15 protein-coding genes are annotated in these 14,062 nt (G+C 34.4%); 13 read left to right on the top strand and 2 right to left on the bottom strand.

Annotated features, from left to right (window positions below; translation table 11 throughout):
* Positions 1-118 precede the first annotated feature (118 nt).
* From hemA to ACFPTQ_RS03195, 9 genes are all read left to right on the top strand, one after another.
* Positions 119-1,375 (top strand): glutamyl-tRNA reductase, encoded by a 1,257-nt coding sequence (hemA, locus tag ACFPTQ_RS03235; RefSeq protein WP_278034425.1) that lies wholly within the window; start codon positions 119-121, stop codon positions 1,373-1,375.
* A gap of 78 nt (positions 1,376-1,453) precedes the next feature.
* Positions 1,454-2,380, top strand: a complete 927-nt coding sequence (hemC, locus tag ACFPTQ_RS03230) for a hydroxymethylbilane synthase (protein WP_379773798.1) — start codon at positions 1,454-1,456, stop codon at positions 2,378-2,380.
* Complete coding sequence (locus ACFPTQ_RS03225) at positions 2,380-3,048, top strand: uroporphyrinogen-III synthase (RefSeq protein ID WP_379773796.1); 669 nt, start codon at positions 2,380-2,382, stop codon at positions 3,046-3,048. Before hemC ends, ACFPTQ_RS03225 begins: the two co-directional genes overlap by 1 nt.
* Before the next feature lie 48 nt (positions 3,049-3,096).
* Positions 3,097-4,122: a uroporphyrinogen decarboxylase gene (gene hemE, locus ACFPTQ_RS03220; protein WP_379773793.1), complete on the top strand. Its 1,026-nt coding sequence runs from the start codon at positions 3,097-3,099 to the stop codon at positions 4,120-4,122.
* 74 nt (positions 4,123-4,196) lie between these two features.
* Positions 4,197-5,168, top strand: coding sequence for a hypothetical protein (locus ACFPTQ_RS03215; RefSeq protein ID WP_379773791.1), 972 nt, complete (start codon positions 4,197-4,199; stop codon positions 5,166-5,168).
* A gap of 160 nt (positions 5,169-5,328) precedes the next feature.
* Positions 5,329-6,237, top strand: coding sequence for an oxygen-dependent coproporphyrinogen oxidase (gene hemF / locus ACFPTQ_RS03210; protein ID WP_379773788.1), 909 nt, complete (start codon positions 5,329-5,331; stop codon positions 6,235-6,237).
* 234 nt (positions 6,238-6,471) lie between these two features.
* The gene (tnpA, locus tag ACFPTQ_RS03205; RefSeq protein WP_379773786.1) at positions 6,472-6,930 is read left to right on the top strand and encodes an IS200/IS605 family transposase; all 459 of its coding nucleotides are present in this window, start codon (positions 6,472-6,474) and stop codon (positions 6,928-6,930) included.
* A gap of 84 nt (positions 6,931-7,014) precedes the next feature.
* Positions 7,015-8,010, top strand: a complete 996-nt coding sequence (gene hemB / locus ACFPTQ_RS03200; protein WP_379773783.1) for a porphobilinogen synthase — start codon at positions 7,015-7,017, stop codon at positions 8,008-8,010.
* A gap of 63 nt (positions 8,011-8,073) precedes the next feature.
* On the top strand, positions 8,074-8,472 hold the full coding sequence (locus tag ACFPTQ_RS03195; protein WP_379773781.1) for a c-type cytochrome: 399 nt from the start codon (positions 8,074-8,076) through the stop codon (positions 8,470-8,472).
* A 56-nt stretch (positions 8,473-8,528) separates the two neighbouring features.
* Here ACFPTQ_RS03195 and ACFPTQ_RS03190 read toward each other — a convergent pair whose 3' ends face one another.
* Complete coding sequence (locus ACFPTQ_RS03190; protein WP_379773778.1) at positions 8,529-8,987, bottom strand: Lrp/AsnC family transcriptional regulator; 459 nt, start codon at positions 8,985-8,987, stop codon at positions 8,529-8,531.
* Between the two features lie 198 nt (positions 8,988-9,185).
* Here ACFPTQ_RS03190 and ald point away from each other — a divergent pair, with 198 nt between their 5' ends.
* A complete protein-coding gene (gene ald / locus ACFPTQ_RS03185) occupies positions 9,186-10,304 on the top strand; it encodes an alanine dehydrogenase (protein WP_379773775.1) in 1,119 nt (372 codons plus the stop codon).
* 55 nt (positions 10,305-10,359) lie between these two features.
* On the opposite strand, the gene ACFPTQ_RS03180 is transcribed toward ald, so the two are convergent.
* Entirely contained in the window at positions 10,360-11,067 is a 708-nt protein-coding gene (locus ACFPTQ_RS03180) for a class I SAM-dependent methyltransferase (RefSeq protein ID WP_379773773.1), read from the bottom strand.
* A 254-nt stretch (positions 11,068-11,321) separates the two neighbouring features.
* Here ACFPTQ_RS03180 and ACFPTQ_RS03175 point away from each other — a divergent pair, with 254 nt between their 5' ends.
* The 3 genes from ACFPTQ_RS03175 (at position 11,322) to ACFPTQ_RS03165 (ending at position 14,047) form a co-directional block, all read left to right on the top strand.
* Positions 11,322-12,215: a LysR family transcriptional regulator gene (locus tag ACFPTQ_RS03175; RefSeq protein ID WP_379773771.1), complete on the top strand. Its 894-nt coding sequence runs from the start codon at positions 11,322-11,324 to the stop codon at positions 12,213-12,215.
* Positions 12,205-12,690, top strand: coding sequence for a methylated-DNA--[protein]-cysteine S-methyltransferase (locus ACFPTQ_RS03170; RefSeq protein WP_379773769.1), 486 nt, complete (start codon positions 12,205-12,207; stop codon positions 12,688-12,690). Before ACFPTQ_RS03175 ends, ACFPTQ_RS03170 begins: the two co-directional genes overlap by 11 nt.
* 205 nt (positions 12,691-12,895) lie before the next feature.
* On the top strand, positions 12,896-14,047 hold the full coding sequence (locus tag ACFPTQ_RS03165; RefSeq protein WP_379773766.1) for a serine hydrolase domain-containing protein: 1,152 nt from the start codon (positions 12,896-12,898) through the stop codon (positions 14,045-14,047).
* Positions 14,048-14,062 lie beyond the last annotated feature (15 nt).

The following is a 14,062-nucleotide window of genomic DNA, read 5'->3' as shown; positions in this document are numbered from 1 at the left end:
TTTTGTAATACCGTTTTTAGATCAAATTATCACGAAGCGATACAAAAAGAACTTACAGCGTTGTTTTTATAAAATAGTTAATAATAATTTTGTAGAACTTTTTAAGGAAAGTATAATTATGGAAAATTTTAATATGTCCAGAAACAGCACTTTTTACGCTTTAGGTTTAAGTTACAAGAAAGCAGATGCAACGATTAGAGGAAAATTTAGCTTAGATGCCAAAGCACAATCCGTTCTATTAATGCAAGCTGAAGCAGAAGGAATCGAATCAATTATAGTTACCTCAACTTGTAACAGAACTGAAATTTATGGTTTTGCTAACCATCCTTATGAGTTAATCAAATTACTTTGCGAAAACAGTAACGGTTCGGTACAAGATTTTCAAGAAGTAGCTTATATCTACAAAAACCAAGAGGCTATTAATCATATGTTTCGTGTTGGAACCGGATTAGATAGCCAAATTTTAGGTGATTTTGAAATCATCAGTCAAATAAAAAATGCTTTTACACAAAGTAAATCCTATGGTTTAGTAAACAATTTCATGGAACGTTTAGTAAACTCGGTGATACAAGCCAGTAAAAAAATCAAAACAGAAACCGAAATTTCTTCAGGTGCAACTTCAGTATCCTTTGCATCTGTTCAATATATAATCAAAAATGTAGAAGATATTGCTAATAAAAATATCTTACTTTTTGGAACCGGAAAAATTGGTAGAAATACCTGTGAAAATTTGGTAAAACACAGCAAACACGAACAAATTACTTTAATCAACAGAACCAAAGACAAGGCTGAAAAATTAGCCGAAAAGTTGGATGTAGTAGTTAAAGATTATTCGGATTTACAATTGGAAATACAAAAAGCCGATGTGTTAGTAGTAGCCACAGGTGCTCAAAACCCAACGGTTGACAAAGCCATTTTGAACCTTAAAAAACCTTTGTTGATATTAGACTTGTCTATTCCTAAAAACGTACATGAAAATGTAACAGAAGTAGAAGGTGTGACGCTAATTCACATGGACCATTTATCACAAATTACCGATGAGACTTTAGAAAACAGAAAAGAACATATTCCTGCTGCTGAAGCGATAATCGAAGAAATAAAAGACGAATTTAATACCTGGACCAAAGGCAGAAAATTTGCTCCAACTATCAATGCATTGAAAGCCAAACTAAACGAAATCAAAAATTCGGAATTGGATTTTCAAAGTAAAAAAATAGCCGATTTTAACGAAGAACAAGCTGAAATCATCAGCAACAGAATCATTCAAAAAATCACTACGCATTTTGCCAATCACCTAAAAGATGAAAACACAATGGTAGATGAAAGCATCGAATGGATTGAAAAAGTCTTTAAAATTGAAGCTGTGGTAAAATAAAATCCACCACAAATTACACCAATTTTCACAAATTAATTAAGTCATAATTACTTTCTATATTTATGGCAAAAAAATAAAATGGCAGAAAAAACAATACGTATAGGTACAAGAGATAGCGAACTCGCTTTATGGCAAGCACATACTGTTCAAAAACAACTCAACGATTTAGGTTATAAAACTGAAATCGTAGCCGTAAAATCACAAGGTGATATTATTCTTGACAAGCCACTATACGAATTGGGAATTACTGGAATTTTCACCAAAACATTAGACATAGCCATGATTAACGGCGATGTAGATATCGCAGTACATTCTATGAAAGATGTACCCACTGCCCTACCTATCGGAATTGTTCAGGCAGCCGTTTTAAAAAGAGCCAATACCCTTGATATTTTAGTGCACAAAGGTAATCTGGATTTTCTGGAAACTGAAGGAACTATCGCCACTGGAAGTTTGCGTCGTCAGGCACAATGGTTGAATAAATATCCTAATCATACTGTAGTGGATTTACGCGGAAACGTAAATACCCGCATGCAAAAACTACAAGATAGTGACTGGAATGGCGCTGTGTTTGCCGCTGCAGGATTGGAAAGAATCAACTTGAAACCAAGTGATTATATCGATTTAGACTGGATGATTCCGGCACCTGCTCAAGGAGCCATGTTGGTAGTTGCTATGGCTAATGACGAATTTACTTTAGATGCTGTTTCGCAATTAAACGATATCGAAACCGAAGTTTGTACCTATATCGAACGCCAATTTTTGAGAACCTTAGAAGGTGGTTGTACAGCTCCTATTGGTGCTTTAGCAAAATACAATGAAGACGAAGACACTATTCATTTGGATGGAGTTTTATTTTCTTTGGATGGAAAACAAAAAATCGAAATCAACAAAGTGGTGGATATATCTGAATGGAAAAAATTAGGTTTCTATTCTGCTAAAGAAATTCTCGATAATGGCGGAAGCGAATTGATGGCAACGATTAAAGCAACTTTGAAAAAATAATGAGTCAGACAAGTATTCTTTCGACCAAAACCTTATCCGTTGCACAACGTCAGGCTTTTCTTGATGCCGAAATCGACCTATTAGAACAAGATTTCATCGAAATCCAAAACAACAATTTCGAACTAAAAGAAATCAATACCAATCTGATTTTCAGTAGTCAAAATGCTGTATTAAGTTTGATGGAACAAAAAGGCTGGGAAAAACTTACATCCAAAAGTGTTTTTTGCGTAGGCGAAAAAACCAAAGATTTACTCGAGGCAAATGGTTTTAAAGTAGAAGCTTACATGGATTACGCATCAGAATTAGCAGAAATAATTACTCTAATTTATTGGTATGAAAGCTATACATTTTTCAGCGGAAATCTTCGCAAAGAAACCTTACCAAAAGCCTTGAAAAATGCTGGTATCACTTTCAATGAAATTGAGGTGTATCAAACCAAATTAGCGCCATTTAAAATTTCCAAAGAAGAAAATTTTGATGGAATTCTGTTTTTTAGCCCTTCGGCAGTAGAAAGTTACCTGACAAATAATACAATCACAAAAGAAGTTTGCTTTTGCATTGGCGAAACCACAGCTTCAGCATTAGAAAATAAAACAAAAAACATCATTGTGGCGGCACAACCTACCATCGAAGATGTCATCGAAGCAGTAATAGAAGAATTTAAATAAAAATCCCTTTCAGAGTTTTGAACTCTGAAAGGGTTAAATAAAATCAAAATGATAAAAAACGACTTATTCTTAAAAGCATTAAAAGGAGAAACTGTTCAACGTCCACCGGTATGGATGATGCGTCAGGCAGGAAGATATTTACCGGAATTTAGAGCTTTACGTGACAAATATGATTTTTTCACCCGTTGCGAAACTCCGGAATTAGCTGCTGAAATCACGGTTCAGCCTATCCGTCGTATTGCTCCGGATGCTGCTATTTTATTTTCGGATATTTTGGTAGTACCAAGAGCTATGGGAATTCATGTAGAATTGAAAGACAATTTAGGACCTATTATCCCGAATCCAATTCGCACCATGGAGCAAGTTAATCAGGTATTTGTTCCTAATATCGAAGAAACTTTAGGTTACGTAATGGACGCGGTAAAATTGACCAAAGAAATGTTGAACGACGAAGTGCCATTAATTGGTTTCGCTGGTTCTCCTTGGACTATTTTCTGTTATGCAGTTGAAGGAAAAGGGTCGAAAAGTTTTGATACTGCCAAAGGTTTCTGCTTCTCAAATCCAGTAGCAGCGCACACTTTGTTACAAAAAATCACTGATACTACTATTTTATACTTAAAAGAAAAAGTAAAGGCAGGTGTTAATGCCGTACAGATTTTTGATTCTTGGGGAGGAATGCTTTCTCCAACGGATTATCAGGAATTTTCATGGAAATACATCAACCAAATCGTTGAAGCTTTAGCCGATATTACTCCGGTTATTGTTTTCGGAAAAGGTTGTTGGTTTGCTTTGAACGAAATGGGTAAAAGCAAGGCTTCGGCTCTTGGTGTAGACTGGACTTGTACAGCAAGAAATGCACGTTATTTATCAGGTGGAAATGTGACTTTACAAGGTAATTTTGACCCATCAAGATTGTTATCGCCAATTCCAACCATCAAGAAAATGGTTCACGAAATGATTGACGAATTCGGAAAAGACAAATACATCGTAAACCTGGGTCACGGAATTTTACCAAATATTCCTGTGGATCATGCCAAAGCGTTTATTGACGCGGTGAAAGAGTACGGGAATTAGTTAGATATCCTACAAGGTTTTAAAAACCTTGTAGGAATATTAAAAAAACTTGACTTATATAAGAAACCTATAAATTGGTTGCAATAACAAAAGAAATGACGAACTGCAGGATTATATTTTCTATACTTTTAATGTTTTATAATTTCCTAGTCTGTATAGGGCAAGTAAATAAAGAAGAGGAGTTCAAAAATTTAACGACCCTACATCTAAAAGGTAAAGTAAAATCTATAGCGGAAAAATCTTTTAATGCCAAAAAGAATGGTAATAATTATGTTAAAACCATTGAAGGATGGCAATCTAGTTGGCAAAAAAACAATGAACAAAAATTTGATATAAATGGAAATTTAATTAATCAAACGTATTTTGAAAATTCTAAACCAATAAGAAATGATTTTTATAAATATGAGAACAAAAAAATAACTGAAATTAATGTTCTCTATGCAAATCGTTTTTTTTCATATGATGAATTTGGTAAAATTACATCAGAAAAATTCATTAATAAACAGCCAAAAAAAATAACAACGGGAAAAGAAAGTATCCCATTAAAGAAAGAAACATTTATTAAATATTTCTATTCTAAAAATTCAAAACTTATTCAAAAAATAGAAAGTAATTTATCTGGAAATCAAGTATCTGTTGAAAATTTTAAATATGACCTAAATAACAATTTGATTTATCGAGAATTGAAATATTCAGACAGAAAAGAATGGTATAACTATTATTTTAATAATGACAATTTACTGTATAAAACTGAATGGAAAGATAATAAAAATGGTTTATTAGAAGAAACATTGATAACGTACAATAATCGCGAAAAAATAACTGAAAATTGGACAAATTATTTTGAAGGAGAAAAAGAAGGTTCAATAGAATATATTTATGAAAAGGGTAATGAAATCAGAACAAAAGAATTTGATGCTGATGGAAATTTGGAAAACGAAGAAAAGATAAGTTACGTATATGATAAATTTGAAAACTGGATTAAAAAAACTATTGTAACAAAAAATAAAGTGTTTATTGTTGAAAGAAAAATAACCTACTATTAAGATAATTTCCCAAAATGAGTTTGTGAATATTTCGGATTCAATAATAAAATTCAAGCTTCTGTTTCTAAAGAAATTTTTAATTTATCTAAAAAAGATTCAGTAGCTCAAAACGTGACCAGAAAGAAAACAGTTTTGAAGACCCAGAAAGAAAAGAATAAAAATGAAAGACAAATTTTACGCTTACATACAACAACTCCAAGACCAAATCTGTGCCGGATTAGAAAAGATAGATGGTGTTGCTCAATTCCGTCAGGATTTATGGGACCGTCCAGAAGGTGGTGGCGGAAGAACCCGTGTGATTGAAAACGGAGCTGTTTTTGAAAAAGGGGGAGTCAATATTTCAGCCGTTCATGGCAAATTGCCAGATACCATGCAGAAAATGTTCAACGTTGGCGAAGCTGATTTCTTTGCCTGCGGACTGAGTTTGGTGATTCATCCTAAGAATCCAATGGTTCCAACGGTTCATGCTAACTGGCGTTATTTTGAAATGTATGATGAAAACGGAACTATCATCAACCAATGGTTTGGTGGCGGCCAGGATTTAACGCCATATTATCTGTTTGAAGAAGATGCAAAGCATTTTCACCAAACTTGTAAAACGGCCTGTGACAAACACAATCCGGAGTTTTATCCGAATTATAAAAAGAAATGTGACGATTATTTCTGGAATGCGCACCGACATGAAGCCAGAGGTGTCGGCGGTTTGTTTTTCGACTATTTAAAAGCCACTCCAGAAATGACAATGAACGATTGGTACAATTTCGTTACAGAAGTTGGAAACAGCTTCTTAGAGGCTTATGTTCCAATTGTAGAAAGAAGAAAAGATCTTCCTTACACTGAAGCCAACAGAACCTGGCAGGAAATCCGTCGTGGCCGTTATGTAGAATTCAATTTGGTTCACGATAAAGGCACTTTATTTGGCTTAAAAACCAATGGAAGAATCGAAAGTATCCTGATGAGTTTACCACCACATGTACAATGGGTATACGACCATCATCCAGAAGCCGGAAGTGAAGAAGAAAAGTTATTGAAAGTGTTAGAAAAACCAGTTGATTGGATAGCTTCGTAGAAGCGTTATTTTTATAGCTGTTGATTTATCATTTTTGAAGGAGCTCCGAAGAAGCGATATATTTGTAGCAATAAACAATATTTAAAAAAAAAGCACCATCGGTGCGACATATTTATAGCAAAAGTTTAGATATTTTAATTGAGCTCCGTAGGAGCGATATATTTATAGAAACATTTTATGCAATCTATATTGAATCCCGTAGGAATGACAAATTTTAATTAACATCTATTTCGAATGGCAAATACCTATACGCAATTATATATTCAAATTGTCTTTGCCGTCAAAGGAAGACAAAATCTGATTTCCAATAAATGGAAAGATGAATTATTCAAATATATAACAGGAATTGTCACAAATGAAGATCAAAAATTGATTGCTATCAACGGAATGCCTGACCATATTCATATTCTAATTGGATTAAAGCCCAATAAAGCATTATCTGAATTGGTCAGAGATATCAAAGCCAATTCATCCCGATTCATCAACGAAAAAGCATGGATAAATGGTAAATTTGAATGGCAAACAGGATTTGGTGCTTTCACTTATAGCCATTCGCAATTAACTAATGTTATCAATTATATTCAAAATCAGGAAGAACACCATAAAACAAAAACATTTAAAGAAGAATATGTCGAATTTTTAAAATTGTTTAATGTTGATTTTAAAAACGAATATTTATTCGAAGATATTTAACATGTCGCTCCTCTGGAGCTAACATCACGAATCGAAAATAAACTATAAATATTACGCTCCTACGGAGCTTGAAAAATAATAATTATGTTCCCAATACACAGAGGTCGTCGTTTAAGAGTCAACGAATCAATAAGAAGTTTAGTTAGAGAAACAACCTTAAGTCCTTCGGATTTTATGTTTCCAATGTTTATTGCCGAAGGCGAAAATATAAAAGTAGAAATTCCTTCTATGCCAGGCATCTTTCGTCGTTCGATTGATTTAACTGTAGAAGAAGTCAAAGAATTGTTCGCTTTAGGAATTCGTGCCGTAAATATTTATGTAAAAGTAAGCGAAGATTTAAAAGACAATACCGGAAAAGAAGCTTGGAATCCTAATGGATTAATGCAACAAGCCATTCGTGCAATTAAAACTGCTTGTCCGGAAATGATTGTAATGCCAGATGTAGCCTTAGATCCGTATTCGATTTATGGACACGACGGAATCATCGCTAATGGCGATATCGAAAACGATTCAACCGTAGAAGCTTTAGTAAAAATGGCGGTTTCTCATGCACAGGCTGGAGCCGATTTTGTAGCACCTTCAGACATGATGGACGGACGTGTATTGCGTTTACGTCAGGGATTGGATACCGCAGGATTTCAAAACGTGGGGATTATGAGTTATTCGGCTAAATACGCTTCTGCTTTTTACGGACCTTTCCGAGATGCTTTGGACTCTGCACCTAAAGAAGCCGATGTTGTGGTACCAAAAGACAAGAAAACCTACCAAATGGACTACGCAAACCGTATTGAAGCGGTTAAAGAAGCGATTTGGGATGTTGAAGAAGGTGCCGACATGGTCATGGTAAAACCGGGAATCGCTTATTTAGACATCGTACGCGAAGTAAAAGACGCTGTAAATGTTCCCGTAACCGTTTATCATGTTTCGGGCGAATACGCCATGATTAAAGCCGCTGCCGAACGTGGATGGCTGGACAATGACAAAATCATGATGGAACAGTTAATGTGCATCAAAAGAGCCGGTGCTAGTTTGATTTCGACTTATTTCGCTAAAGAAGCAGCCATTCTTTTGAACCAATAAACTGATATTAATCATTTTATCATTGCCTCTTAAAAAGTATATTTGGTATAAAAATTTATAACAATGAAAAAATTACTACTCTTGAGTCTGATTCTATTAACTTTTGCCTGTAAAAAAGAAAGTCAGGAATCATTTGGAAATGAAGAACAACAAACAACCGTTGCTAGTGAAGAAAAAGAATTGGCACCTGAAGAATTAGGTAAAGTAATCTTTGAAAGCAAAGGAAATTGTATTTCCTGCCATAAAACAGAGGAAAAATTAATTGGACCAAGCTTGAAAGAAATTGCAAAAATCTATAAAGATAAAAATGCTAGCATCGTCACTTTCTTAAAAGGGGAAAGCGATGCCATTGTAGATCCGTCTCAATTTGCGGTAATGCAGGCGAATCTAAACCTAACAAAAACATTTTCTGAGAAAGAATTAGAAGGATTAGAAGCATACATTAATTCGCATTTAAAATAAATCCTAAGTCATCAAAAAACGCAAAAACCATTCGGAACATCGAATGGTTTTTGTGTTTATAAGGGCAACATCGTCGTATTTTTTACTTCTGAGATAATAAAGAAACTGTTGATCAATGAAACTTCAGGCAATACAGAGAGTTTTTTTTGATGAAAATGATGATAACTCTCCATATCTTCCAAAACAATTTTAAGTAAATAATCAAAACTACCTGAAATAAAATTGCACTCTACCACCTCTGGCATATTGAGGATAGCTTGATTAAAAACTACCGAGATATCATAATTCTGCTTAACCAATGTCACCTGACAATAAACCGTTAAGTTCTTTCCCAGTTTCTTTTTGTTTAAAACAGTCACATATTTATCAATAATACCTTCCCGCTCTAATCGCTTTACTCGGTCATGAACTGGAGTCAATGACAAGTTGATTTTAGCAGCAATATCTTTTAGCTTATAATGTGCATCTTTCTGCAATAAGCGCAAAATTCTTTTATCCGTTTCGTCCAATACCATAACATTTCATTTTATTAAAAGACTCCAAAAGAAAAAATTTCTGTTGCGAAAACGATTAAGTGAACAAACCAGAAATAATTTGTGTAAAAATAAACAATAAAACGAAAATTTTCTTATTTAAACCTAGTATAATCAGTAAAAAACACTTATGAATACATTTGTAATGAAATAACAATCAATCATCTAATATTACTAACTATGATAATCGGAGTTCCAAAAGAAATTAAAAATAATGAGAATCGTGTAGCACTTACTCCATCTGGTGTAGCTGAATTTAAAAAATTTGGACATACTGTATATGTGCAAACAAATGCAGGTATCAACAGTGGATTTAGTGATGCTGCTTATGTAGAGGCTGGAGCTGAAATTTTACCAACAATTGAAGCGGTTTATGAAATTGCTGAGATGATCATCAAAGTAAAAGAGCCTATCGCTTCTGAATACCCATTAATTAAAAAAGATCAATTAGTATTTACTTACTTCCACTTTGCCTCTTGTGAGCCATTAACGCACGCAATGATCGAAAGCGGAGCAGTATGTTTAGCTTATGAAACTGTTGAAAAAGCAGATCGTAGTTTGCCTTTATTAGTTCCAATGTCAGAAGTAGCTGGACGTATGTCTATCCAAGAAGGTGCTAAATTCTTAGAAAAACCATTACAAGGAAAAGGAATCCTTTTAGGAGGAGTTCCTGGAGTAAAACCAGCTAAAGTGGTTGTTCTTGGTGGTGGTGTTGTAGGTACTCAGGCTGCTAAAATGGCTGCTGGATTTGGTGCTCAGGTAACTATCATGGATTTAAGCTTACCTCGTTTACGTTACTTAGATGATATTATGCCAGCTAACGTAACTACTTTAATGTCTAACCACTACAACATCTGTCAAGAAATCGCAACTGCTGATTTAGTAATTGGAGCGGTATTAATTCCTGGAGCTAAAGCACCTCACTTGATTACTCGTGATATGTTGAAATTAATGAGCCCTGGAACTGTAGTTGTTGACGTTGCTGTTGACCAAGGTGGATGTATCGAGACTTGTACTCCTACCACTCACGAAAACCCAACTTTCATCATTGACGATATTGTTCACTACTGTGTAGCCAATATGCCAGGTGCGGTTCCTTACACTTCTACGTTAGCTCTTACAAATGCTACTTTGCCTTATGCATTACAATTAGCAAACAAAGGTTGGAAAAAAGCATGTGCTGAGAACGAAGAATTGAAGAAAGGATTAAACATTGCTAACGGTAAAATCCTTTACAAAGGAGTAGCCGAAGCTTTCAACCTTCCTTATAACGAAACTATCGAAGAAGCTGTTTGCTAATAAAACACACTTAATAATACTCAAAACCCTTTCATTTGCAGAAAGGGTTTTTTGTTTATTTTATTCCTCCAAAAGCACCAAAACAGGCATTTTTATGCAATATTTCTACCGAAGAGAAACCTACTTTCTTCATCAAGTCCAATTGATAACTCATCGAGCGTGGTGTATCTTCCTTTTCGATATAATCAAAAACCTTTTGTTGGTACTCCTCCCCTCCTAAACCTATCAAATAATTAGCATACATTTTCCAAACAATTTGATTTACCTCAACATGATCCTGAACCAACAAATCCGAAATTAAAAAACAGCCTCCAGGCGTTAAACTATCATACATTTTTTGGAATACCATTTCCCAATCGGAATCTTCACGTAAATGATGTAAAACGGCTCCAGCCAAAATAATATCAAACTGATTTTTAGGTAACTCGATATCCCGAATATCGCCCTGAATAGTAGCTACATTTCCTCTCGTCTCAGCAGAAACCCGCTCTTTGGCTATATCTAACATATTCTGACTCAAATCAATCAAAGTACAATCTAAATCCGCCACTTTAGAAAGAATTTTCAAGGTATAATTTCCTGCTCCGCATCCTAAATCCAAAATACTTTTGGCATTTGGTTTTACAGCTTTTGCCGTACTTGTAATTAATTCCAAAGCAATGGTAGCATCCATAGTAGCCACTTGCCCCGTTTCTAAATTAGAAAAACGTTCTACCTCATTATCAAAACGTTCTCTGATTTCTGCAACTGTTGATTTCTTCATAATTCAATTTTTAATTGTTTGGATCTGTTATTTGCCACGAATTCACGAACTATTATTTTTAACTAAATTCAATATTTCACTAACAATAAGCTTAACTAATTGATTCGTATAATTCTTGTTTTCCGATTTTAAAATTAATTCGTGAATTCGTGGCTAATACTCAGCGAAATAGATTTTTATTTCACAAACCTAGAATTTTTATATATGACTTAAAAATACTTATTTTGTCAATTATTAATACTTATTAGGTATTTATGGAATTACGCCACCTTAAATATTTCCTCAAATTAGCCGAAGAACGCAGCTTTGTGCGCGCTGCCGATAAGTTATTTATTTCGCAGCCCCCTTTGAGCCGTCAAATAAAAGAGTTAGAAACCGAACTATGTGCAAGGCTTTTTGAACGCAATAACAAAAGGGTTATCCTAACCGAAGCTGGTAAATATTACCAAAAAGAAGTTCAAGAATTACTTCAAAATTTGGAACGTATTAACGCAACGACCAAAAAAATATCTAAAAATAAAAGTGGTGAATTCCGGATTGCTTATGTGAGTTCTACTTTTTCAGGAGATATTTCAAAATTGATTCAGTATTTGTCGAATGAATATCCCTATGTCAATTTTCGATTGTATGAAGTACCTACTGTGAAACAAATTGCAGCCTTGGAAGAAGGTAAAATTGATTTTGGAATTATCCGTGCGCCTTTACATTCTCCAAAAATCGATTCGCAGTTGTGGTTCAAAGACCGTTTTTCATTGGTATTCAATAAAAATCATTATCCGATTACATCTGATAAGGATTTCGAAAACTTACAAACGGCAACCTTTGTCTTTTTCAACAAAGATTATGCTCCACATTTTCATGATGCTTTATTGGAAATTTGTTCGCAATATGGTTTTAAACCAAAAGTCGTTCACGAATCAAACAATATTTCGTCCATAATCCAGTTGGTAAAAAATGGATTAGGGATTTCCATTGTTCCTTCGGCGATACAAAAAACACATAATTATCCTGAATTGAAATATATAAACCTTCAAAAAGCACAGCGTTATACCGATATTTTATTGGCAACACCAAAAGGAAATCCATCGGAAATAGCTCAAAAAGCCATCACATTTTTGACCCAAAAAAAAAGTAAAAATGAACAGTAATACAGAAACCGCTTTTTTCAAAACTCCATTAGGAATCGCTAAAATTATTGGTGATAAAAACGGAATTTCGAAAATATCCATTCAGGATAATGGAGAAATAACTGAAAGAATTCCTGCTGTTTTAGAAGAAGCCGTGCATCAACTTCAGGACTATTTTGATGGGAAAAGAACAGACTTTGATTTCAAAATAAATCCAAAAGGAACCGAATTCCAACAAAAAGTTTGGCAATCATTAATCGAAATTCCATTTGGAAAAACGATGAGCTATTTGGATTTATCCAAAAAACTAGGCGATGTGAAAGCCATTCGTGCAGTAGCTTCCGCAAACGGAAAAAATCCGCTTTGGATTGTAGTTCCCTGCCACAGAGTTATTGGTACCGATGGTTCACTTACGGGTTATGCTGGTGGTTTGTGGCGAAAAAAATGGTTGTTGGAACACGAAAATCCTGCCCGAAAACAAGAATTGTTGTTTTAAACAATAACAATACGATTAACCTTTAACAGATTTTAACCATTAAGAAATTAAGGTAAATTAAGATTCTACTTTACCGCAAAGGATACAAAGTTTTACGCAAAGAAAACGAAGAATCTTAACTCCTGAATGGTTTAATTAAAAGCATAATTGATAATTTCAATTATCTTTTTTTATGTAAATTCGTACCGAAGCTAAATCCAAATCCATGAAAAAACTCAAAAAAATTCTAATCGGATTCGTTATTGTGATAGGACTTCTGATACTTTCACTTTATATTTTTAAAAAGGATTATTTATTAAGAGCAGTTCGGGTGACCTACCTCAACGGACATTCAACAGCTTTTTTGGATGATTACAAATACTTTGATAATGCAATCATTCAGAAAAGCAATCAACCACAACCCTGGGATTTAGCCAAAGATTATAACAAGGTAAAACCAACTTCTAAATTAGAAGACTTGCATAAAGAAATGGGAACAGTCGCTTTTGTAATTATAAAAAACGACAGTATCTGGAACGAAAACTATTATGATGATTACGCTGCCTCTTCCAAATCGAATTCATTTTCCATGGCCAAAAGTATCGTGTCTGCATCCTTAGGAAAAGCCATCATGGAAGGAAAAATTAAAAGTTTAGACCAGAAAGTCAGTGATTTTTTCTCTGAATTCTCCAAAGGAAAATCAGCTGAAATGACTGTGGGCGATTTGGCTTCTATGGCTTCAGGATTAAACTGGGATGAAGCTTACTACAGCCCTTTTTCAATTACCACTCAAGCCTATTTTGATGACAATTTAACCCCGATTATTTTAGGTTTAAAAGGAATCGACACACCCGGAAAGACCTATAAATACTTAAGCGGAAACACACAATTACTAGCTATGTGCATTGAAAAAGCCACAGGAAAAAAATTAGCCGATTATGTTTCGGAATCTTTCTGGAAACCTATGGGCGCCGAGAGTGATGCCTTCTGGCAAACCGATAAAAAAGGATTGGTAAAGGCTTTCTGTTGTGTCGCCAGTAACGCTAGGGATTTTGCCCGTTTTGGAAAACTCTATCTTCACAACGGCAAATGGAACGGCCAACAACTTTTAGACAGTGCTTTTGTTGCCAAATCAGTAAGACCACGTTTTAAAGAATCACCTCAATATGGTTATGGTTGGTGGCTAAGCCAATACAAAAACAAACCGCTTTTTTACATGCGAGGTCATTTAGGCCAATATGTGATTGTCATTCCTGAAGATCAGTTAATCATTGTTCGATTAGGAAACAAAGAACATAAGGGAACTATCGAAAATCCGCATAGTAAAGACTTATTCGTATATCTGGAAGAAAGCTATAAAATGCTGGGAGTACACTAATTTTGTAAAAACATA

The organism is Flavobacterium sp. GCM10022190 (assembly GCF_042656445.1).
GTDB lineage: Bacteria > Bacteroidota > Bacteroidia > Flavobacteriales > Flavobacteriaceae > Flavobacterium > Flavobacterium nitratireducens.
The sequence above is the reverse complement of the archived record's forward strand: the minus strand, read 5'-3'. Positions and strand labels throughout refer to the sequence as shown.